Source organism: Reinekea sp., assembly GCF_982785585.1.
Map to the genome: position 1 here is coordinate 88,978 of NZ_CEYAVF010000003.1, position 21,971 is coordinate 110,948.

The window sequence follows — 21,971 nt, forward strand, 5'->3', positions numbered from 1 at the left end:
GGTGAAAATGGCCAGGCCTAGGTGCTGACTTGTGTTCCGGGGTAATTCCACTATCATGCCGAGCTGGCCGATCAATGGAGATTTCTGTGTGTTTAATATAGTACTGTTCGAACCGGAAATACCGCCGAACACCGGAAACATCATCCGTCTGTGCGCCAATACCGGCTGTCAATTGCACCTGATTGAGCCGCTCGGTTTTTCGATGGATGAGAAAGCTTTACGCCGCGCGGGCTTGGATTATCATGAATTTGCCTCGATTCGATTGTGGCCGGATTACCCGACCTTCTTAGCCGAGGCCAAACCGGAACGGCTCTTTGCCTTGTCGACCAAGGGCACCGCCGGCTACACCGAGGTCCGCTTCGAGCCGGGCGATTATCTGCTGTTTGGGCCAGAAACGCGGGGTCTGCCGGCGGATGTTCGAGCGGCACTGCCAACGGATCGGGTCTTGCGCTTGCCGATGCTGGCGGCCAGCCGCAGTCTGAATCTATCCAACACGGTGGCCGTCATCGTCTATGAAGCCTGGCGTCAACAAGGCTTTGCCAGCGCCCTCTAAACCCAGTTAAACGACCCGTTTGAGCCTTAAACGGTCCGCTTCAGCGGCACAGCTCGGGCAATTCTGGCCCGATCTGGCCCAGTGCGCCGAGGATAAGCGGGCGTTTGGCCAATGCACTGGCATTGAGCATGCGCAGTCCACTGTTACGCAGCAGAACCGGCAGCGCCGATTGGCTATCGAACAGGCGTTTCAGACCTTCCATTGCGCCGCCTACGGCCAAGTTGTGGCCTTGGCGTTGGCGTTGAAAACGGCGCAAAACAAAAGACTGGCCCAAGTCCATGCCCTGTTGGCGCGCGCGTTGCCAAGTTTCGGCCAAGGTCGCGGCATCCAAAAACCCCAGGTTTGCACCCAAGCCCGCCAGTGGATGAATGCTGTGGGCGCTGTCGCCTAAGATGACCACGCGCTGGTTAAAATAGGTTTTAGCCTGTTGCGCCGAGAGTGGAAAAGATGTCCGTTCGCTTACCTGTTCGACGCGTCCTAAACGCTGCTCGAAGGCCTGCGCCAAGGCTCGAGCAAAATCCTCGCTCGACAAGGCCAGCAGCTCGGCTACCTGCTCACTCTTCACCGACCACACGATCGAGCTATGGTGCTCTGGGCTAGCGGCATTGCGCAGCGGCAAGAAGGCCAGTGGGCCGGTCGGCAGAAAGACCTGTTGCGCGCAGCGCTGATGGGCCAATTCATGTCGTACCGTGGTGACGATGGCGGTGTGATGATAGGGCCACTGCCAGCTAGCGATATCGGCCTCTTGGCGCAATGGCGAGTGTTTGCCTTCGCTTGCCACCAGGCTTTGGGCAACCAGCACGCGGCCAATTTCAGTCTCCACCTTAACCCCTGCGTCATCCTGATGCCACGTACTGATCCTATCCGGCAGGCACAAGTCGATACTGTCCAGTTCGTCGATACGCCGCCAAAGGGCCTCAATAAGAGCCGGGTTTTCGATGATATGACCGAGCTGCGGTTGTTGAATTGCGTGGGCATCAAAGTCAATCTGGCCCTGACCCAAGCCATCCCAAACATGCATCGCATCATAGGCCGATAGGCGTTCTGCCGGCAGGTGCTGCCAAACCCCGAGATTGGATAGCATGCGCTGGCTGGCCAAGTTGATGGCACTGACCCGCGGGCTGAAGTGCTCGGCATCGGCATCGAACGGAACTCTGGGCTGTTGTTCGATAAGGGCGACCGTGAGCCCGGCCTGAGCACAGGCCGCGGCCAAGGACAGACCGACCAGGCCGGCACCGGAAATTATTATATCGTGTGTGAAATGGTCGGCCATGATGGTATCTCCTTCGATGAATTAGGTGGTCGCGAGTGCCGGCACATCAGCCAATAGCCCCATCCCCGCCAAGGCAACGCCCTGGCGCAAGGTGGCATGACGATCTAGGCTATTAAGGGCCAGCCCCCGCCCCCAACGCAACAATGGAGCCGATGACTGAAACAGTTGGATCAGTTCACGCGATACGTTCGCAGTTTGGGCCTGGTCGCGGGCGATGGTCTCGGCCACCGCGTTGAATTGGCGGAACGAGGGTAGGCCATGGTCTTGGTCATACTGACGATTGATCAGGTTGGCGGTGCGCGCTAAGCCGCGCATGGCGAGGTTGAAACCTTGACCGGCGACCGGATGTAAGGTTGCGGCGGCGTTGCCCAAGGCTAAAAAACCATGGCTGCAGGCGGTCGTCATTTGGCGTTCGATTAGAGGGTATTCCGACCAATCCGTCAGGCCGGTAATACGACCTAGGCGTTGGCCAATACGCTGCTCTAGCCAAGGAATGGCGGTTGCAGGCGTGTTGGGCAGGGTGCCGATGAGCTTCTCGGGTACAGTCCAAACCAGCGTGCTCGCTTGGCCAAAGGGCAACAGGGCTATCGGGCCCAATTCGGTAAAGCGCTCAAAGGCTCGGCCCCGATGTGGCTTCGCGGTGGTTAGGGTCGCGACCCGGGCCACGGCCTGAAAGGGTGTTTCGCGTAAACTAAAGCCTAACGACTCGTGCAGTTTGGAGCGGCCGCCATCGCATAGAATAACTTGATCTGCCGCCAAGACGGTGCCATCGGTCAGCGTCACCACTTGCCCACTCTGGCTAGGCGCTAGGTTGGCCACCTGACTATTAAAGCGCCAATGGACGGGCAGAGATTGGATTTTTTGCCAGAGCAGAGCACCTAGGTCGGCATTGGCCACCACCGCGCCAAAGCGTTCAAAACCCAGCGCGTGGGCGTTTAGGTCCAACAAGCCGGCATGGCCGCGATCGCTGACTTCAATCTCTGTGATATCGCTCAGGGCCTGCTCGAGCTGGGCCATGTTCAACGCAGCAAACAACTGCAAGGCTTGGGCCGATAAGGCTGTGGCGCGACCGTCAAAGCTTGGCGACGGAGCCAAGCCAAGTTGCGGCTGTACCGCAGGGTCGATCAGGGTGATGCCCAAGCCTTGTGCCATGGCCGGCGCAAGCGCTGCAATCAGCGTCATGCCCACCATGCCTCCACCCACTACCACCAGTTCGAACCTTGCCATAATTCAACTCATTGCCTGTAACCGTTCTCCTATACTAACAGTCTATGAGTAATGGATCAGAATAGTTCACCCAATGGAAAAAGATACTTTTTTTAATAATTTTTAAATCGAAGCCATTCAGAAACTGATTATTCTTGCTGCGAGGCCCGCACCCCTAGCTCGGAACGACCTTTACCACTAATACAATTACAACCAACAAAGCCGTATTTGCTTGGTTAGACGGCCGTGATAAACAACTCAATATTTACAGCGTAGCGGAGAAAGGTATGCACTTTATGTCCCAAATACGATTAGCCTCACTGGTTCTTTTCCTGTCCTTGTTTGGCCAGGCCAGCGTCGCCTTTGAGCGCGATGCCCTGGTGGTGTGGATCAATAATGACAAGGGCTACAACGGCTTGCGCGAAGTCGCGCAGCGCTTCACCGCCGACACCGGCGTGCGCGTGATCGTCAACACCCAGGACGATTGGGACGGCGGTGAAGATCCGGCCAACCGCTTCGCCAAGGTGGCGGCGACCACCGAAGGCCCCGACATCATTTTTTGGGCCCACGATCGTTTTGGGTCCTGGATCAACGAAGGCTACCTGGAACCGGTGTACCCCAGCCAGGAGCTCTACGGCAAGCTGCACGATTTCGCCTGGAACGCGGTGACGGTAGGCGATGAAATATATGGTTACCCCATTGCCATGGAGGCGATTTCATTTATCTACAATAAGGATCTGGTGGCCAAACCGCCCAAGACTTGGGAAGAGGTGATCGCCCTAGATAAGATACTGCGCAAAGACGGCAAGCGCGCCCTGCACTTTAAGTATGGCGATACCTACTTCGCGTGGCCGTTGATTACCTCCGCGGGTGGTTACTCCTTTAAAAAGGTCAATCGGGTCTATCAACTGGTCGATGTCGGTGTTGACAGTCGAGGTGCTTTGAAGGGGCTGAACATGATGCGGCGGCTGCACGATGCCGGTGTGATCGAAACCAGCGACGGCCAAGATTGGGGCGCAATGATGACCGCCTTTAAAGAGGGCAAGGTGGCCATGACCATTAACGGGCCATGGGTCTGGAACGAGCTGCGGGATTCGGGCGTCAATTACGGCCTGGCCAAATTCCCGCAGGTGGACAAAAATTCCGGCTCCGGTCGACCTTTCGTTGGCTTTATGGCGGCGGCGGTGAACAGCTTTTCGCCCAACGATGCCCTCGCAAAGAAATTCCTCGAAGAATATGTCGTTGTCTACGAAGGGGTCAAGGCAATGGATGCTGATCGCCCCTTGGGCGCGGTGGCCAATAAGCGTTTGATGACCGAGCTTGAGTCGAACGCCAATATTGCTCATACCTTTGCGCTCGCTGCGACCGGCGAAACCATGCCCGATATACCCGAAATGAAGCGTTTCTGGAGCTCCATGCAAGCCAACTTGCAACCCATGGTTACCGGTGAGGTAAAGGTTGAGGAGACGATGGCCGATGTCGCCAAACGTCTGCGCAAGTTGGACACCATGAAAATGTGGACCCGCAAACACTATCTAACGGCCGCAGCCACTGGGCCAAACTAGATTTTTCGTGCGCATAGCACAAGCCCGCCTTGCGGGCTTTTTTTTGCCTGATCAATCTGGCTAAAGCGGGATTAGGATTGTCCGCCTAAGCGAGCCTGGAGGGCTTTGGGTAAACCCTTGACGACCAGATCATAGGAATCATCGAGCCAGCCCGCTAACAGGTCTTCGTCCAGCTCGGCGCTCAGGTCTATGGTGTTCCAATGTTTTTTGTTCATATGATAACCGGGTATGACCGCCGCGAAGCTGGCGCGCAGGATCATCGCCTCTTGCGGATCGCACTTGAGATTGATCGTTAGCGGCGTATTGACCGACAGGGAAGCAAACATCTTACCGGCGACCTTATAGACCAACACATCGGGTCCAAAAGGCGTTTCTTCGCTGCTGCCCAGCTTGGCCAGGCAACGCTGGCGCCAGTAGTCGAGTCGATCGGCGGCCTGGTTATTGTGTGTCATCTGAATTCATCCCCCTTGCTAATTCGGCTCCACCCCGTCTAAGGATGACGGCTAGGATAGCCCGACTTGTGCCATCGTTGGCCTGACCGCTTCAGTGCGCCGGCCCGGCCCTACAGCCCGCCAAAATAATAGAAATGACAGGGAATTGCCATGCTTAGAATCGCCTTAACTCGAATAGTATCGGTCTTGCTCGCCACTGGGTGGGTACTGGGATCGACCCTTGCAGCGGCCTCGGACGCGTCTGTTGACGAGCTGTATCAAGCCCAGCCCAATGAAGCCGTGATCTACTATAAGCGCGCCGACGGCCAATATCAGGACTGGGGCCTACACCTCTGGGATGGCGATGGCCGAACCAATGGCGTCAATGAGCTGATCAGCAGCACGGCCTGGGATGTGCCGCTCGCCCCGGCGGGTGTGCACCCGGACTATGGCGCCTACTTTATCGTGCCGATGACTGGGCCGGACTGGGCTGACTTTATGTTTATTGTCCACCAGGGCAGTGACAAGGATTTAGGCGGCCTCGATCAGCTGTTCGACCGGGCCACGCTGGGCGGTCAACGGGTGTTTACCTTTGCCGGTGTCTCGAAGCTTTTCAGCGAACCTCACTTGGTGCCACCGATCGCCATCGAGGGTGCCGCGGCCCATTGGCTGGACCGACGTACCCTGGTCTTTAACCCCGGCCCGGTGCCCAGCGTGCGGCTCTATTACAGCGCCGATGCCGATATCCAAACCGATGCCATCGCGAAAAAAATCATCGGCGGGCGCTCGGTCGTGCTGACGCGCAGAACCTTAGGCGCTGAGCTGCGGGCCCGTTTTCCGCATCTGGCCGACTTTAAGGCCTGGACCGTTCCGGTAGACCTGGATATAGGCGCCGCCCTCAAGGGCCAACTGGTCGTTGCGACCTTTAATCCCGATGGCAGTCTGGCGGCCGCGACGCAGGTGCAGACCGCCGGCGTGCTCGACACACTCTATGCCGATGCGGCCGCCAACATCCAGCTGGGCGCCCAGAGCACTGGCCAAGTTACCCACTTTCGACTTTGGGCGCCCACCGCGCAGGCCGTGGCACTGCAACTCTATCCGCAGCTCGACCAACCAGCTCAGAGCCTACCGATGACCTTCAATGATCAGACCGGGGTCTGGTCTGCGACCCGCCCGGGCAACCTCCAGGGTCTCTACTACCGTTATCGAGTGCAGGTCTATCATCCCGACAGCGGGGCTATTGAACGCTATGAGGTCACCGACCCCTATAGTCTTAGCCTGAGCCGCAACAGTCGGTTCTCCCAGGTGGTCGACCTTGAGCACCCCAGTCTATTGCCGACCCATTGGGGCGAGACGGAGCACGGGCTCGGGGTCGCAAACACTGTCGCAAACACTGCCGGGGGAGCGCAAAACAGGGTGATCTATGAAGCCCATCTGCGCGACCTCACCCTGAGCGACACCAGCGGTAGCGCCGCCCTCAATGGCAAATACGGCGCCTTTGGCGAACCCGAGCGCGCCAGCATGGCGCATCTTCAGGCGCTACAGCAGGCCGGTCTGACCCATCTGCATCTGTTGCCCAGCTTCGATATTGCCACTATCAACGAGTCTGCCGAGCAACAGGTCAAGCTTGACGACCCAGTCTCCCGGCTGTGCCAGCTCAGCCCGAGCATGCAAACCAGTTCATTTGCCGAACACTGTCAGAGCGACCAGAGCATCGCCTCGCTGCTGCGTTCATTGCCCGGCGACAGCGAACAACAGCAGGCCTTGATGGCCTATATCCGGCCCTTGGACAGCTTCAACTGGGGTTATGACCCCTATCACTTCACCGTGCCGGAGGGCAGCTATGCCAGCGACCCGCAGGGCTCGGCGCGCATTCTGGAATATCGTCAGATGGTTCAGGCGATCCACGCTATGGGGCTCAAGGTGGTAATGGATGTGGTCTATAACCACACCAATGCCGCCGGGCTAAGCGATAAGTCGGTGCTCGATCGGGTGGTGCCCGGTTATTACCAGCGCCGCAACCCGACCTCCGGCGCCGTGGAAAACTCCACCTGTTGTCAGAACACCGCGACCGAACAGCGCATGATGGCCAAGCTGATGATCGACTCGCTGGTGGTCTGGGCGCGCGACTATCAGATCGATGCCTTTCGCTTTGATCTAATGGGTCACCATATGAAAACCAATATGGAGCAGGCCTTGACGGCCGTGCAAGCGGTGCGCCCCGAGGTCTACTTCTATGGCGAAGGTTGGAACTTCGGTGAGGTGGCCGATGGTGCGCGCGGTGAAAACGCGGTGCAGTGGACCATGGCCGGCACCGGCATCGGCACCTTCAGCGACCGACTGCGCGATGCCGTGCGCGGCGGCGGTCCGTTCGATGAGGGTGCCGCGTTGCGCCGTAACCAGGGTTTTGCCAATGGCCTCTATTATCTGCCCAATGAACTGCGCCAAGATGCCGACCAGGACCGGGCCGATCTGCTCCACCAGGCCGACCTGATTCGGGTCGGCTTGGCGGGCAATCTGCGCGACTTCGTGCTGATCGACCGCACCGGTTTCCCGGCCCTGGGTCAGGACATTGACTACAACGGTCAACCGGCCGGATACACTCTGGATCCGCAAGAAAACATCTCCTATGTCTCCAAGCATGACAACCAAACCCTGTGGGATAACAACCAATATCGTATCGCCGATTCGGTCTCCACAGCTGACCGGGTGCGCATGCAGAATTTGGGCTTGGCGCTCAATCTGATGGTCCAGGGCGTGCCGTTCGTCCATATGGGCTCGGAGTTGTTGCGCTCCAAGTCGATGCAGCGCGACAGCTACGACAGCGGCGATTGGTTTAATAGCGTCGATTTTAGCGCGCAGGAATCGGGCTGGGCCCGCGGCTTGCCACGCCAGGATAAGGACGGCGGTAACTGGGCTTGGATTCGTCAGGCCTTTGCCAATGAGCGAACTTACAGCTCGCCCGCCGATCGCCAGCAGGCTGCGGCGGTGTTTAAAGAATTCCTCAGCATCCGCCAGAGCAGCCAGCTGTTTCACCTGAGCACGGCCGAGGCGGTGCAACAGCGGCTCGATTTTCACAACGTTGGCCCGAACCAGGTACCCGGCCTGATTGCCCTATCGATCAACGACGGCCAAGGCCTGGCGGATCTGGACCCCGAGGTGGATGCCATCCTGGTCTTGATCAATGCCGCCGACGTCAGCATGGGCCTGGCCGTGCCGGGTGCACAAGACTTTGTGCTACACCCTAATCAGCAGCAATCGATAGACCCAACGATTCGCCGGGCAGCCTTTGTCGCCGGCGAATTCCATCTGCCAGCCCTGAGCGTCGCCGTGTTTGTGCAACCCCAGCAGGGCGAGCAGGGTCCGGGTCTGCCCGTGCTCGGCAAAGACCTCAGCCAGCGGCCGCCGCTCGGCCGCACACCGCTGCATTTGCTCGGCACCGCGACCAGCTGGGATGTGCTCGATGCCAGTAATAGATTTCAGTATCAAGGCCAGGGCCGCTACGCGCTTGAACTGAGCCTCAGTAAGGGCTTTTATCGGCTGACCGTCGGCAATAAGGCCGATCTGAACTGGGGCCGACTGGGCGCGGTGCTAACAACTGACATACCGGTGGAGCTCGACAGCTCGGGCGGGGTGATGAATCTGCAGGTGGCTCAAGACGGCCGCTACCGATTTGCGGTGGATCTGACTGACCTGCAGCAACCTAGCTTTGCGGTGCAGCAGATCGATTAGGGGGTAAACCAATAGACCAAAAAAAACCGCCCGAGGGCGGTTTGATGGATTGTGGGTATTAGACGCGATTATTAATCGTAGATATCGTCATAGGTATCTGTGAGATCCGTATTATATGCCGTGGGAATGCCGCCGCTGAAGTCCTCGGTATAGACATCGTTCATGCTTATATCACCGTTGCTGTCTAGGCTATTGAGAATAAAGTTATCAAAACCAACGGGTTCCTGAACCCGCAGCAAGATTCGATTGTCGGTGCCACTACGAGTCGCCAAATCGGTTACGGTTAAATTGCCGACTGCCTCATAGGCGGTATCATTTTCACCCAGGACTTTGGTGTCCACCATCAGATCGTTGCCAAACACACGAATACGATAGGTTTTCCAGCTGCCGTTAAAAACACTGCGTGTTTCGCCATCGATCCAGTGCCAATTGTTGTCTGTATCCTCGTAGTCCACCCATGACCAGCTACCTAGGCCCATTCTGAAGTCCGTCCGTTGATTTGGCAGGCCACTGGCCACGTCAAATAGGTACAGTTCAACACCCTGCCAGTTGAAGTTCTTAGCATCAAAGGTCAGTTCAAAGTGATCCGGTGCCGAGGCGCCAACCAAATCATAGGTTGACCACTTACGGGTACCATCGCTCCGGCCGGCATAGAGCAGGGTCTCGTTAGTATCGACATACCAACCTGAGCTCGGGCGGGTGGTCACTGTTTGGCTCGCATCAGAGACGAGAGCGTTGCCGAAGACATCATTGGTGGTAGCGGCCACGGTTAGAGTGTAGGCGGTGTTGGCCGCCAGTGGCGCGGTGCCAGTACTGTCAGAGAGCCCTGTGACGTCTAGGTCGGGAATCAGATGCAGCGTCTTATTGACCCAGATTTTCATCATATCGATGGGGTTCGAAGCCCCATCTACTAGGCTCAGGTTTTCCTCAACCGAAGCAGTATTCATGCTGGTACTGAAGTCGATGCTCATGGAATAGAGGTTGTCCATGGACTGGAAAAACGTCAGGTTAGGCTCGTCTCCCGGGTCAATCTCAGTGCTGACCGCACGCAATACTTCGATATCTTGAATGGCCGATGCTGCACCAGAGGCCGAGGCGGACTCGGTTACAGTCAAGTAGACAGAGCTGTCGGTTTCCGGTGTGAACCGCGCTGTTTCGATAACACCGGTAACCACACTGTTGTTATCCTTCTTAAGCCCAGAGAAATGCAGCTCATCGCCGGCTAAACGCCAGTTGTATATTTCATAACGACCCACGCCATCAACAGGTGTGAGCAGTTGTGTCTGGAGGCGAGTAGTGAGGTCAACCATAATAATAACGTTGGCGGTTCCTAAGAAGGGTACGTCGACCGAGTCGCTGTAATAGAGCGTATCACCGGATACCTGGAAGGGCGTATTTTGCATCCAATCCCACCAGCTGACGCCGTCAGCCAAGACCAGCTCGAGCTTCGGCACGCCATCAAAGGGTAAGATTTGATAGACGGTCAGGGTGGTCTCCCAACCCGAGTGCACGCCATTCGCATCGATGGTATCACGACCGCCTTCAAACACACCGTAGATACGGCCGTTGTCGCCGACTAACAAACGGCGCGGTTTCGGGTTACCCCAGCCACTGCCGCCGCTATCGCCGCCAAAGAGCGAGGTATCTAAGCTGGCTTTCTCAACACCGCCTGCAGCACGTGGCCGAGCAAAGCGTAAGCCGTTTGCCGCACTGCCAGAGCCTTCAGCGCCAAAGATAACTGTATTGCTGTCGTCAACAGTAAAGAAATCCAGGCCCCAACCGGAGCTGAGATCTATCACACTATCGCCTTGTAACATCTTCAGTTCGGCCGACCAGGTTGATTCATTGCGGGATTGGTAAACCAATTCACCGGATTTCAGCACCGAGAAAAACTCGATATATTCGTTATCTTGGGTGATGGCGGTGGCTGTGTCTTCACCGACCAAACGACGGAAAATTCTAGGCTGCCAATCGGTCGTATCGAGCCATTTGTTAGTTCGAATTTCACAGATCTCTTGGTCGTTTTGATCATCAAAAAAACAATCGGTCCAGCTGTCTTCTTGCACCGAAAAGGTGGTGCCGGCAAAGTACAGATTGCCGTCACCATCGAATTGGATCGGCTTTTGATTGCCGCTGACTGCTTGCCTGTACTCGTCATTCATGTTCTGCACGAAGATACCCTCGGCGACACAGCTGTGCTCGTTGGTGGCAACGGTTACCTCCATTAGGGCGCATTTTGTTTCCGCGATTACCCGGGAAAAATCAATCCGGCGACCGTCGGCGTCAACGGCCTGTTCATCGTCGAACCAGCCTGGGTCAAGTGCCAGATAAATTTTATTGCCACTCGGGCTGCCCACTGAGTACATTACCTTGGTCGGAAAGTTGGTCTCCATAGCCGGCGTAAGGTCTCCTTGGTCGTCGAGTGCTAATAGGTTTGAGCCCACTACCTCGGATGCGTCACTCGAATCGCGTGACAGCACAGCCCGTTCGGAAATGCCCATGCGTGTCCTAGAGCCGCCAATAATGCGGTATTCGAACAGGCCTGTTTCGAGCGAACGAGTCCCCTCGGTAATATCCGCATTGGCGACCAAGGCGACAGCCGAGTCCATAGCAAAGTTCATGACTACGTCTACGTTGCCATCGCGGGTGATGGTCGTAAAGTCGTTGTTATCGGTGCTACTACTAGTGCCGTCATCTACGGGCACTTCACAGCCACTGAGAACCAGAGCTGTTGCGGCGATACAGAAGCCGAGTGCAGAATTTTTAATCATAGTGTTGATCCTGAAATGAATTGGTATTAAATCCCAGTCTGCATATAGGCGGAAAGGGATCCCAACTGTTATTAGCGTGCATTTGTTGCTGAGGTTAGCATAGCATCTGCCTCTAGGTCGCGCTCCAACTCGTCTTATTGACATATGTGGCAATTTCTCGTCTGAGGAACCCAAAAAAACAATAAGCTAAGCAATAGTAATGCTGCGTAGTAGCTACATTGACACTTATGTGTTTTTTGTGCGGTTATATTTTGACGCTAAGGCTCATTGTGTAATTTTTATCGTGCTTATTAGGAAGTTGATTCGCTTTTTTAAGGATGATCTCAAATATAAAAGCAGCGGGTCGGTATCGGATAATGCCGTATCGCACCAATTAGAGTCGTTATTAGTGGCCAAAGAGTCCTATAATGGCCGGTCATAACCTTATCAGCAGGAAGTCGCCCGTGGCAAAAACCCTAAGCCGAAATCTATTGGTGCGTATGCGTATCCAGCTCTCCATACTTATAGTGACGGTATTGGCTGTGCTGGTGATGGACAGCCAAGGCTGGGTGCTCCGCCTGGAGAATGCCCTGTTCGATTACCGCATCACCCAAACACGGTCCGCCACAGTGTTGCCCTCTGCCGTCAAGGTCGTGTTGATCGATGAATCGTCGATGGCCAAGATGTCCCAGAGTCTCGGTCAGTTTCCATGGCCTCGAACCGTCTACGCGGAGTTGTTGGAATTTTTCGATATGGCCGGTGCGCAGGCGGTGCTGTTTGATATTCTGTTTACCGAGCCGGAGCGCGCCCAGTTCGGTAACAGCGATAGCCTGTCCGACCACGATGCGCGCTTGGTGGAGGCCACGGCCGAATTCCCCTTCAGCGTTCACGCGGCCATGTTTAATTTGGATACGATCGATGAGGAGCTGAATGATCTAAACCAGGCTTTACCGCCGGGCGTGGTGGAGAAATTCAGTATCAAGCAGGTGCAATCGAACGGTACCGCTAAGTTAAACAGCTTTACCCTGCCGCTGCCGGAGTTAACCGCCGCAAGTTCCCATCTGGGCTTGGTCGGTGCCGATCCCGATGAAGACGGTATCTATCGACGATTGCGTTTGTTATGGCCTTATCAAGGTGACTATTTTCCAGCCTTTTCATTGGCCCCACTGTTGATCAATGAGCCCGATCCCATAATAGTCAGCAGTCCTTACCAGATGCGCTTCAATGATCGCGTTATCCCAACGGACCAGAACGACCGACTCTTAATCAATGTCTACGGCGACTACCGACCCTATCCGATCGCGCGTATTTTTCAGGCCTATGACCAAATTAAAAAAGGCGAGCTCGATCAGCTGGCAATCGATCCCTATGAATTTGAAAATGCGGTGGTGTTTATTGGCGCCAGCGCGGTCGGATTAGAAGATATCAAGTCGCTCGCCAATAACCGCAAAGCACCCGGTGTCTATCTGCACGCCGCCGCTTACGGCAATATAATAGACGATGATGGCCTGAGGATCGCTCAGCCCTGGGTGACCCGCTCTGCGGTGATTGCGGCCGCCATACTGGCCCTGGTGCTGATCTTTATGGTGCCGTCGTTCTCGTTAAAGATCGCCCTGTTATCGGCCCTGCCGGTGGCTTGGTGGTTCGTCACCGGTCGAGCCCTAGAGCAAAACGGGGTCATAGCTTTTTCCCTACCGGTACTGGCGCTGTTGCTCACAACCGGGGCCTCCTTTACTTATTTAAGCTTTACCGAGGGTGCAACCAAGAAACGGGTTAAGCGCATGTTGTCTCAGTATGTCTCAGCAGCCATGCTCGACCAGGCCATGGCCCAGTCAGACGATATCCTCCACGCCGGCGACGGGGTTGAGGAGGAGCTGTCGATTCTGTTTTCAGATATTCGCGGTTTTACCAACTTCTCAGAGACCTTGCCGGCCGTCGATGTCGTTCGACTGTTGAATTGCCATTTCAGTGAAATGAGTGAAGTTATTTTCAATAACAGTGGCACTCTGGATAAGTTTATTGGCGATGCCATGATGGCCTTTTGGGGCGCGCCGATTCAGGTCAACAACCATGCCGATCTAGCGGTGAAGGCCGCCCTGGATATGCTGGTACAAATTGTTGTGGTAAATCAGCTGTTAGCGGATAAGCAGTTGCCGCCGATTGAAATCGGCATTGGCATCAATACCGGCCGGGTGATTTTGGGCAACATAGGGTCCGATCGGAAGCTCGACTACACCGTCATTGGCGATGCGGTGAATTTGGCGTCGCGTATGGAAGGCATCACCAAAAGCTATGGCGTGCCGTTGGTGATTAGCGAGTCAACCCGTCTGAGCCTGCAGACCGACCGACCCTGTCTGATCCTGGATCACGTCCGAGTGAAGGGCAAGCTGCAGCCCGTGCCGATCTATTTACCGCTGCCGAACCAGCAGGAAGAACCCGACAACTATCAGCAGCATCTCGATGTTGCGTCAAACGGGCAGGCGGCCTTTGCGGCCTATCAGGCCGGGAACTGGTCTGAAGCAGAATCGCTCTACGCGCTGTTGCCGTTTGAGAAGTTACGGGACCTCTATTTAGCGCGGATTGCCAACTTTCGGGTCAATTCGCTTCCTGAAAACTGGGATGGTGTCTATACTTTCGAATCAAAATGAAACGATGGGGTCCGTATATGATGAAACAACCGATGGTCTGGTTACTTGCCGCTTTGGCATTGAGCCCCTTGGTCGCGGCTGAATCGCTCTACGTGCACAGCGCAAAAGCCTCTCTGCTGGCGGCGCCTAAATTCAATGCCGACATCCTAGTAAGCGTCGAGAAGGGCGCCGAACTGGTATTGATCGAGCAGCAGAAACGCTGGTTTCTCGTGCAATTCGATGATCAGACCGGTTGGGTGTCTTCCCTGTTGGTCAAGAGTGAGCCACCCTTGGATAAGGTCAGTGTGATCGGCTCGGATGCGGTCGAGATCACCGGGCAAACGCGCAGTCGTGCCTCCGAAGTGTCGACAGCAGGTGCAACACGTGGCCTCACCGAGTCGGATGCGAGCACAGATGATGGTGTGTCCGATTACAATGAATTGGTCGAGATGGAAGCTATTAGTGTGCCCGGAGAAGAAATAATAGAATTTGCCGATGCTATTGTGCGTGAAAACGGCGAATGAGGGCTTTGGGTAATCGGGTTCTGCTGGTCCTAGCCGCACTTGGGCTGGCCGGCTGTGTCAGCATGGACCAAGACTTCAGGGCGCGCTTGTCCGAATTGGACAAATCAGCCGATGCGCAAGGCGATGTCGAGGCAGAAGTGCTTTTTGGTCGTAAGGTCGCCGCCCGTCTGCTGGGCGGTTACGATGGGGTGTCAGACCAGGAGCTGCAGTACTATGTAAATCAGGTCGGCGCTTATCTGGTCCAGTTTGCCGGTCGTGATGAGATAGACTTTCATTTCTTAATTATCCAATCTGCCGAAATTAATGCCTATGCCCTGCCCGGAGGTTACATCTTTGTCACCTCGGCAGCGGTCGCGGCCATGCGCAATGAAGCCGAACTGGCGGGTGTGCTGGCACACGAAATTGCTCACGTCCGAGAAAAGCATATCGTTAAAGCATTGGATATTCGCGGTGTCTCGACCGGCGCCGCCTTGGGGCAGCTCACTTCAGGCGGTAACGACGCCTTTCGCGTTGCCTTGACCCAAGCATCGCAAGCGGCCTTGGCGATATTAACCGACGACGGCCTGCAACAGGAGGATGAATTTGATGCCGATGAGCTGGCTTTTTATATTCTGGTGCAAAGCGGTTACGACTCCCAAGCTTATCTCAATTTTTTAGCTCGCATCGACCAAGACCAGCAGCTGTCGACCCAAGAGGTGAGTCGAACGCATCCGGACATGTCGACTCGACTGAGTCGATTGCAAGGGCTGCGCGAGGCCAATGGTCTGGACAATCTACAATATGCTGTCGTCGAAGACAGATTTTTGACCTTCAAACGCTAAGGGATCTCTATGTTTAGGTATGGCACAGCAGTTTGGCTGTTTTTGGGAGTGGCCCCCTACCTGTTCGCCGATGCCGGCCGTAACATCAATCAGATCGTGGGCGATCGCGCCATCGGTATGGCTGGGGCCTATGCCGCGGTGTCGGATGACCCATCCGGTATGTACTACAATCCGGCGGGTATCGCCTATTCCAGTAGCGCGAACATTTCCGCTAACGTGAATACGCTGCAGAGCTATGCTATTACCTATGATGATGTTGTGGCCGGTGAGTTCGACTATGTGCGCGATAGCTTCCAGGTCTTACCCAATTTTTTCGGGGTTATTCAACCACTCGGCAACTATACGGTCGGTTTTTCGTCGACCATCGTCGACTCGGTACGAGAAAAACAGAGTCAGACCTTTAGCGATCTGACCGCCATTAATGTGGACAAATTTGTCTTCAATTTCGATCGCATTGATACCACCTACAATGTCGGGCCGAGCGTGGCTCGGGTTCTGGATAATAAGCTGGCCGTTGGCCTCAGTATGCATCTGCATTATCGTTCGGCGGAGTCGATCTCGAATCAACACATTAAGTTCTCTGCCGCATCGGGCAACAATATATCCTGGAATAATAGCTACGCTGAAATCAAAGAAGTTGGCATTCGACCCAAGTTAGGCCTTATTTGGTCTCCGATGCAGTCCTTGTCCTTCGGCCTAAGTGCTGACAAAACCTTTCTTATTAGCGGCAACCTGACCAGTCAGGTGAGCGCGTGTGGCACGGATTTGACGAATATAGGCTGCCAAACACAAAGTGACCCAAGTATCACCGCAACCGCGTTTGAACGCGACTACCCTTGGCAAGTGCGCATGGGCGGTGCCTGGTTCCCGTCAAATGTCCTGCTAGTCAGTGCCGATCTGATCTACAACAGCCCGACCTATGATGACTCCGGTGACGGCGTGTTGTTGTCAACGGTTGATGGCGCGCTTGGTGTGGAATGGTATTGGTCGCCGAAATGGGCTTTGCGCTCCGGTCTCTACACCGCTAATGCCAATACGCCGGAACTGGCCCTCGGCTCGATTAATCAGGCCGGCCACGTCGACTTGATCGGTGCCACCGTGAGTATCACCCGCTTTAATCAGGGCTCGTCTATTTCACTAGGAACCTTGCTTAACTACGGTCAGGGTCAAAGTCAGCTTTTCCCGACCGTTGCATCGTTACTACAAACAACCACAATCGTCGGCGGCACGGTATTTTTTACCACGTCCTATCGCTACTAGGCACTCGCTCCTGACAAGAACCATCGTCACCGCTGCCGACACGGCTCAATGCCGCTCAGGGCGGTGATGACGGGATAGCCCTATTGCACCGCCGAGCGAATGCAATAAAATATTACCGGAGGCTAAGTCATTTTAAACTCCAATTTCTGGCGCACATTTGCCTTGCCGCTGCTGATGCTAACCGCCTGCAACACGATGCCAACGGATGGCGATTTTCGCGCCCGTGCCTCCGATTTACTTAAAACGGCCGACAATGCCGCCGATGTGGATGCTGAAATCCGCTTCGGCCGCGAAGTTGCCGCACGCTACTTGGGTGTCGTCGATGCTGTCGATAACAACGAACTGCAACGTTACGTCAGTACCTTAGGCGGCTATTTGGCACAATATTCCGGACGTAGCGAGCTCGTTTTTCACTTTCGAGTGGTCGATTCGCCGACTATTAACGCCTATGCGATGCCGGGTGGTTATATTTTCTTAACCTCAGGTACTTTAGCCCTAATGCGCAACGAGGCCGAATTGGCCGGTGTCCTAGCCCATGAAATTGCCCATGTACGAGAAAAACACATCGTCAAGGCGCTCAATATTCGCGGGCTGGGCTCCGGCGCCACGCTTTCTCAGCTCGCCTCCGGTGCCAGTGATGCCTTTCGTGTCGCGCTGGATCAGGCGACTGATGCGGCCTTGGGTATTTTACAGGCCGATGGCCTGCAGCAGGATGACGAGTTCAGCGCCGATGAAATTGGTCTGTTTATTATGGTCCAAGCCGGTTATAACCCGGATGCCTATTCCGAGTTTCTGGCGCGGGTCAGTCAGGCTGCCGGCAGCGACCGGGCTCAGATGTCTCAGACCCATCCGTCCTTTGTGGATCGGCTAGACAAAATCGAGGTCATTAAAATCACCCATGGTCTTAATGACCTCGATTATGCTCTACTGGTGAACAGATTTAAGGCCTTTAACCCGTGAACGCTCCGTTGCGGTCGGCCCTAGGAAGGAAATCCATGACCCGTCAAGTGCTAGCGCTGTTGGCGCTCTATATTGCACCGCTCAGTCTGTACGCGAATCCGAATCACAATATCAATCAGGTAGTCGGTGACCGCGCCTTGGGCATGGCGGGTGCCTATGCCGCGATTTCCGACGATCCGGCCGGTATGTATTACAACCCGGCTGGTATTGCTTACAGTCGCAGCGCCAATATTTCGGCCAACGTCAACACCGTGCAATCGCTCAACATTACCTACCAGGACGCCTTGGCCGAAGAATTCGATTACAATCGCAACAGCTTCCAGGTCTTGCCCAATTTCTTTGGTGTGGTGCAGCCTTTGGGGGGGTGGATGGTTGGCTTCTCCTCGTCGATCGTCGATTCGGCGCAAGAAAATCAGGACCAGAGTTTTCTCGCCTTTGACCATATTGAAAGTTTAATCCTCAATATTAGCAATCTCGATACGGTCTATAATGTGGGGCCAACGGTCGCCAAGAAACTTAACGATGATCTGTCCATCGGTCTATCGCTGCATTTCCATTATCGGCGGGCCGAATTTGTTAATAACCAGTTTGTTAAGTACAACGCTACCGACGAGAATAATCGGGATACCCAGTGGGTTAATTATTATCGCAAGTTGAGCGAGCAGGGTGTTCGCCCCAAGCTGGGGATTCAGTGGTCGCCCCTGCCGCATTGGTCGCTGGGTCTGATGGTTGATAAGACCTTCTTGGTTAGCGCCACCGAAACTCGGCAGCTGGCCCGATGTGTAACCGATAGCACTGCTGTTGGCTGTTTAACGGAGCAGGTGCCGGAGATTATTACTTATCAGGATACCCGAACTTACCCATGGCAAGTGCGCACGGGTATTGCTTGGTTCCCGAGCAGTGTATTGCTGATCAGTGCCGATGCTATCTATAGCACGAGCTCAGCAGCCATTGGTGGCTTTAGCGGCCGAGAGCCGACGCTCGATGGAGCAGTGGGCCTGGAGTGGTATTGGACACCGCGCTGGGCCCTGCGCGCTGGACTCTACACCGCCTTCGCCAGCACACCAGAGGTGGATCCAACCCGTTCAGGTCAAGTTCAAGAAGCTCATATTGATATCTATGGCGTGACCAGTAGCATTACCCGCTTTAACGAGGGTTCGGCCATATCCATAGGCCTAATGGGCAATTATGGCAATGGCGATAGCCAGATCGTAGAGGATTCGACTACGATCCAGCAAACCACGATCTTGGGCATGACGGCCTTTTTCACCACCTCCTATCGATACTGATGCCCATGAATGTCCAGCCGCGCCAGAAACCCGAGCCAATTTACGCCCATCCCAACCTATACCAGGTGGTCAATGTCCAAAACAGTTTGCGCCTGCAACGCATTGAGACCAGTCTACGCAATGAATTTGCCGCCGGTGGGGCCGGTGAGTTATCACCGATCGATGTCTGGCCGCAGCTCTGGCTAGTGAACGAATGGGATCGCGATGCAGCGCAGCGGCTGATTCAGGAGGCCACCGCCACAGACGTGGAGGAGTGGTTTTGTGGCGCGTGCGGCGAACAGAATGGTGGCGCGTTTGAACTGTGTTGGTCTTGTCGCCACGAACGCTCAGCGCCTTAGTAACGCAAACCAGCGAGTGAAATTGAGCACACCCAAGAGTGCCTGGGCGACATAGGTCAGGGCGCAGGCGAGCAGAATGGTGCGCACCTTTTTCATATCCCGGTTCGAGACATAGTTGCCCTCGCTCAGGATCGGCAGGGCCCGGCCGAATGAGGCGTCGAACTCGACGGGCAGGGTGACAAAATGAATAATGGTCGATAAGAACATTGAACCGATAAAAAAAACCAATACCAGTCGTGCCACGGGGGCCAGCCCGGGCACCATGGCCAGCAGCGGAATTACAAACACCGCCAAGCCGGCCAAGCGCTGTATCTTTACAGCTTGCTTCGCCAGTATCGTGCGAGTGCTCAGCGCCCGATAGGCTTTGGCATGCTGCAAGGCGTGGCCGAACTCGTGCGCCGCAGTGGCGATCGCGGTTAGACTCTTCTGGTTCATGACCGCATCGGTCAGGCGGACGGTTTTGCTCTCCGGGTCATAGTGGTCACCCAGTTCGGTTAGCTCCAACGACACCTCGCTCAGCTCAAAACGCTTGATCAGATGCGTGGCCAGTTCACCGCCGGTCCCGGACAGATCATCGCGCACCCGACTGTTGCGCGCCAAAACCCGCTTCACCCACAGGCCCGGCCCAACCAATAGGCCTAGGACCAGCACAACTAACAGGATAATCGGCATACTCAGGCCTCCGCGAGACGTTGTTGTATCGAGCGCAGAATCCCCGCGCTGTCTAGGCCCACGGCCGCCAACATGCGCTGCGGTGGCGCGTGGTCGGTGTAGGCATCGGGCAAGCCGAGCTGCAAACAATGGCACAGGATGCGCTCGGCGCTGAGCACCTCGGTGATGGCCGATCCGGCGCCGCCCATAATGGTGTTTTCTTCTACTGTGACGATCAGTTCATGCTGCTGAGCGGCCAAGATAATCGCCGCCCGATCGATTGGCTTGATGAAGCGCATGTTAATCAGCGTAGCATCGAGTTGTTCGGCCACCGCCATGCAGGGTGCCACCATGCTACCAAAGGCGAGGATGGCGACCTGATGGCCCTGGCGTAATGTCTCAGACTGTCCGATGGGCAGGCAGGTTAGGTCGTTGGCAATCTCAACTCCGGGACCGGTACCGCGTGGGTAGCGCACCGACGCCGGACCCGGGTGCATAAAGCCGGTGCTGAGCATCTGTCGGCACTCGGCCTCGTCTTTCGGGGCCATGACCACCATATTGGGCACGCAGCGTAGGAAGGTATAGTCAAAGCTGCCGGCGTGCGTCGGGCCGTCTTCACCGACCAAGCCGGCCCGATCGATGGCGAAGAGGATATTCAGGTTTTGTAGGGCAACATCGTGGATCAGCTGGTCGTAGGCGCGTTGTAAGAAGGTTGAGTAGATCGCCACCACCGGCTTTAGGCCGGCGCAGGCCATGCCGGCGGCAACCGTCACCGCGTGTTGCTCGGCGATCGCGACATCGTGATAGCGCTCGGGATAGCGCGCCGAAAAGGCCACCATATCGGAGCCTTCGCGCATGGCTGGGGTAATGCCGACCAGGTGCTTATCGTGCGCGGCCATATCGCACAGCCATTGGCCAAAGACACTGGAATATTTGGGTTTAGTCGGCCCTTTGACGACATCGGCGGGTGCTTGGCGCTCAATCTTATTGATGGCGTGATATTTGATCGGTTCATTTTCCGCCGGTAAGAAGCCCTTACCCTTCTGGGTCGCGACGTGCAAAAACTGCGGTCCCTTAAAAGTCTTGATATTGCTCAGGGTCTGCACCAGCTCGATCACATCGTGGCCATCGACCGGACCAACATAGTTAAAGCCGAGTTCTTCAAACAGGGTGCCGGGTGCGACCATGCCCTTCATATGCTCCTCGGCTTTGCGGGCGAACTCCAGCATCGGCGGCAGATTTTTCAGTACCTTCTTGCTGTTCTCGCGCAGATGAGAGTAAGTCTTGGAGGAGAATACGCGTGAGAAGGCGCGATTTAGGGCACCGACGTTTTCGGAGATCGACATATCGTTGTCGTTCAATACCACCAGAATGTTGGCGCCATCGTGGCCGGCGTGATTGAGTGCCTCGAAGGCCATGCCGGCGGTGATGGCGCCATCGCCGATTACCGCAATCGCCTGTTGGTCCCGACCCTGTAAACGATCGGCAATGGCCATGCCAAGCGCGGCAGAAATGGAGGTGCTGGAATGGCCGACACCGAAGGTGTCATAGTCACTTTCGGCACGGTGCGGGAAGGCATGCAGGCCGCCTTCCTGGCGGATGGTTGGCAAGCGCTCGCGGCGCCCGGTCAAGATCTTATGCGGGTAGGCCTGATGGCCGACATCCCAAACCAATTTTTGCGCCGGCGTGTCGTAGACATAGTGCAGGGCAATGGTCAGCTCAACGACGCCCAGACCGGCGCCAAAATGGCCGCCGGATTGACCGACGCTGTAAAGCAAAAAGGCACGCAGCTCATCGGCCAGGAGCGGTAACTGATGCACAGCCAGCTGCTTTAGATCGGCGGGGCTGTCGATCGTATCGAGCAACTCGGTGGTTGGGCGAACTTTCGGAATGTGGTCAAAAACCTTCATCTATTACCCTGATTTTACAGAAAACCGCCTACGGCGCAGCGCCCAGAGCGGACTGCGGCTAGTGTACCCAAAAGAATCGCC

Annotated in this window: 16 protein-coding genes; 10 read left to right on the forward strand and 6 right to left on the reverse strand. The window is 55.7% G+C overall.

The features are described 5' to 3' along the window. The first annotated feature begins 88 nt into the window (after nucleotides 1-88). A complete protein-coding gene (trmL, locus tag AC4FIC_RS02300) occupies nucleotides 89-553 on the forward strand; it encodes a tRNA (uridine(34)/cytosine(34)/5-carboxymethylaminomethyluridine(34)-2'-O)-methyltransferase TrmL (RefSeq protein WP_100258798.1) in 465 nt (154 codons plus the stop codon). Nucleotides 554-593: 40 nt separating this feature from the next. Here trmL and AC4FIC_RS02305 read toward each other — a convergent pair whose 3' ends face one another. Together AC4FIC_RS02305 and AC4FIC_RS02310 are read right to left on the reverse strand one after the other, a co-directional pair. Continuing rightward, entirely contained in the window at nucleotides 594-1,826 is a 1,233-nt protein-coding gene (locus tag AC4FIC_RS02305) for a UbiH/UbiF/VisC/COQ6 family ubiquinone biosynthesis hydroxylase (RefSeq protein WP_100258170.1), read from the reverse strand. 21 nt (nucleotides 1,827-1,847) lie between these two features. Then, nucleotides 1,848-3,053, reverse strand: a complete 1,206-nt coding sequence (locus AC4FIC_RS02310) for an FAD-dependent monooxygenase (protein WP_100258169.1) — start codon at nucleotides 3,051-3,053, stop codon at nucleotides 1,848-1,850. Nucleotides 3,054-3,328: 275 nt separating this feature from the next. Between AC4FIC_RS02310 and malE the strand changes: the two genes are divergently transcribed. Continuing rightward, a complete protein-coding gene (gene malE / locus AC4FIC_RS02315; protein ID WP_227003696.1) occupies nucleotides 3,329-4,597 on the forward strand; it encodes a maltose/maltodextrin ABC transporter substrate-binding protein MalE in 1,269 nt (422 codons plus the stop codon). A 71-nt stretch (nucleotides 4,598-4,668) separates the two neighbouring features. Here the strand turns inward: malE and AC4FIC_RS02320 are convergent, their stop codons facing one another. Then, nucleotides 4,669-5,049, reverse strand: a complete 381-nt coding sequence (locus tag AC4FIC_RS02320; RefSeq protein WP_100258167.1) for an MmcQ/YjbR family DNA-binding protein — start codon at nucleotides 5,047-5,049, stop codon at nucleotides 4,669-4,671. 150 nt (nucleotides 5,050-5,199) lie between these two features. Here AC4FIC_RS02320 and pulA point away from each other — a divergent pair, with 150 nt between their 5' ends. Then, a complete protein-coding gene (pulA, locus tag AC4FIC_RS02325) occupies nucleotides 5,200-8,760 on the forward strand; it encodes a pullulanase-type alpha-1,6-glucosidase (protein ID WP_476194820.1) in 3,561 nt (1,186 codons plus the stop codon). A gap of 71 nt (nucleotides 8,761-8,831) precedes the next feature. On the opposite strand, the gene AC4FIC_RS02330 is transcribed toward pulA, so the two are convergent. Then, complete coding sequence (locus AC4FIC_RS02330) at nucleotides 8,832-11,531, reverse strand: Ig-like domain-containing domain (RefSeq protein WP_100258165.1); 2,700 nt, start codon at nucleotides 11,529-11,531, stop codon at nucleotides 8,832-8,834. A 443-nt stretch (nucleotides 11,532-11,974) separates the two neighbouring features. On the opposite strand from AC4FIC_RS02330, the gene AC4FIC_RS02335 reads away from it, so the two are divergent. The 7 genes from AC4FIC_RS02335 (at nucleotide 11,975) to AC4FIC_RS02365 (ending at nucleotide 19,329) form a co-directional block, all read left to right on the forward strand. Beyond that, a complete protein-coding gene (locus AC4FIC_RS02335) occupies nucleotides 11,975-14,158 on the forward strand; it encodes a CHASE2 domain-containing protein (RefSeq protein WP_490359372.1) in 2,184 nt (727 codons plus the stop codon). A gap of 17 nt (nucleotides 14,159-14,175) precedes the next feature. Beyond that, nucleotides 14,176-14,661: an SH3 domain-containing protein gene (locus AC4FIC_RS02340; protein WP_158524393.1), complete on the forward strand. Its 486-nt coding sequence runs from the start codon at nucleotides 14,176-14,178 to the stop codon at nucleotides 14,659-14,661. Beyond that, nucleotides 14,658-15,482, forward strand: coding sequence for a M48 family metalloprotease (locus AC4FIC_RS02345; protein WP_100258161.1), 825 nt, complete (start codon nucleotides 14,658-14,660; stop codon nucleotides 15,480-15,482). Before AC4FIC_RS02340 ends, AC4FIC_RS02345 begins: the two co-directional genes overlap by 4 nt. 9 nt (nucleotides 15,483-15,491) lie before the next feature. Further along, complete coding sequence (locus tag AC4FIC_RS02350) at nucleotides 15,492-16,742, forward strand: OmpP1/FadL family transporter (RefSeq protein WP_100258160.1); 1,251 nt, start codon at nucleotides 15,492-15,494, stop codon at nucleotides 16,740-16,742. Between the two features lie 162 nt (nucleotides 16,743-16,904). Continuing rightward, entirely contained in the window at nucleotides 16,905-17,702 is a 798-nt protein-coding gene (locus tag AC4FIC_RS02355) for a M48 family metalloprotease (RefSeq protein WP_100258159.1), read from the forward strand. 35 nt (nucleotides 17,703-17,737) lie between these two features. Then, nucleotides 17,738-18,991, forward strand: a complete 1,254-nt coding sequence (locus tag AC4FIC_RS02360) for an OmpP1/FadL family transporter (protein WP_100258158.1) — start codon at nucleotides 17,738-17,740, stop codon at nucleotides 18,989-18,991. Nucleotides 18,992-18,996: 5 nt separating this feature from the next. Beyond that, entirely contained in the window at nucleotides 18,997-19,329 is a 333-nt protein-coding gene (locus AC4FIC_RS02365; protein WP_100258157.1) for a putative signal transducing protein, read from the forward strand. Here the strand turns inward: AC4FIC_RS02365 and AC4FIC_RS02370 are convergent. Together AC4FIC_RS02370 and dxs are read right to left on the reverse strand one after the other, a co-directional pair. Beyond that, entirely contained in the window at nucleotides 19,318-20,001 is a 684-nt protein-coding gene (locus AC4FIC_RS02370) for a zinc metallopeptidase (RefSeq protein ID WP_100258156.1), read from the reverse strand. The two genes, AC4FIC_RS02365 and AC4FIC_RS02370, sit on opposite strands and share 12 nt — an antisense overlap. A gap of 2 nt (nucleotides 20,002-20,003) precedes the next feature. Next, nucleotides 20,004-21,890, reverse strand: coding sequence for a 1-deoxy-D-xylulose-5-phosphate synthase (gene dxs, locus AC4FIC_RS02375; RefSeq protein ID WP_100258155.1), 1,887 nt, complete (start codon nucleotides 21,888-21,890; stop codon nucleotides 20,004-20,006). Nucleotides 21,891-21,971 lie beyond the last annotated feature (81 nt).

Coding starts and splice junctions, on each gene's coding strand:
- AC4FIC_RS02305 (WP_100258170.1), bottom strand. CDS start 1,826: ATGGCCGACCATTTCACACACGATATAATAATTTCCGGTGCCGGCCTG.
- AC4FIC_RS02310 (WP_100258169.1), bottom strand. CDS start 3,053: ATGGCAAGGTTCGAACTGGTGGTAGTGGGTGGAGGCATGGTGGGCATG.
- malE (WP_227003696.1), top strand. CDS start 3,329: ATGTCCCAAATACGATTAGCCTCACTGGTTCTTTTCCTGTCCTTGTTT.
- AC4FIC_RS02320 (WP_100258167.1), bottom strand. CDS start 5,049: ATGACACACAATAACCAGGCCGCCGATCGACTCGACTACTGGCGCCAG.
- pulA (WP_476194820.1), top strand. CDS start 5,200: ATGCTTAGAATCGCCTTAACTCGAATAGTATCGGTCTTGCTCGCCACT.
- AC4FIC_RS02330 (WP_100258165.1), bottom strand. CDS start 11,531: ATGATTAAAAATTCTGCACTCGGCTTCTGTATCGCCGCAACAGCTCTG.
- AC4FIC_RS02340 (WP_158524393.1), top strand. CDS start 14,176: ATGATGAAACAACCGATGGTCTGGTTACTTGCCGCTTTGGCATTGAGC.
- AC4FIC_RS02345 (WP_100258161.1), top strand. CDS start 14,658: ATGAGGGCTTTGGGTAATCGGGTTCTGCTGGTCCTAGCCGCACTTGGG.
- AC4FIC_RS02350 (WP_100258160.1), top strand. CDS start 15,492: ATGTTTAGGTATGGCACAGCAGTTTGGCTGTTTTTGGGAGTGGCCCCC.
- AC4FIC_RS02360 (WP_100258158.1), top strand. CDS start 17,738: ATGACCCGTCAAGTGCTAGCGCTGTTGGCGCTCTATATTGCACCGCTC.
- AC4FIC_RS02365 (WP_100258157.1), top strand. CDS start 18,997: ATGAATGTCCAGCCGCGCCAGAAACCCGAGCCAATTTACGCCCATCCC.
- AC4FIC_RS02370 (WP_100258156.1), bottom strand. CDS start 20,001: ATGCCGATTATCCTGTTAGTTGTGCTGGTCCTAGGCCTATTGGTTGGG.
- dxs (WP_100258155.1), bottom strand. CDS start 21,890: ATGAAGGTTTTTGACCACATTCCGAAAGTTCGCCCAACCACCGAGTTG.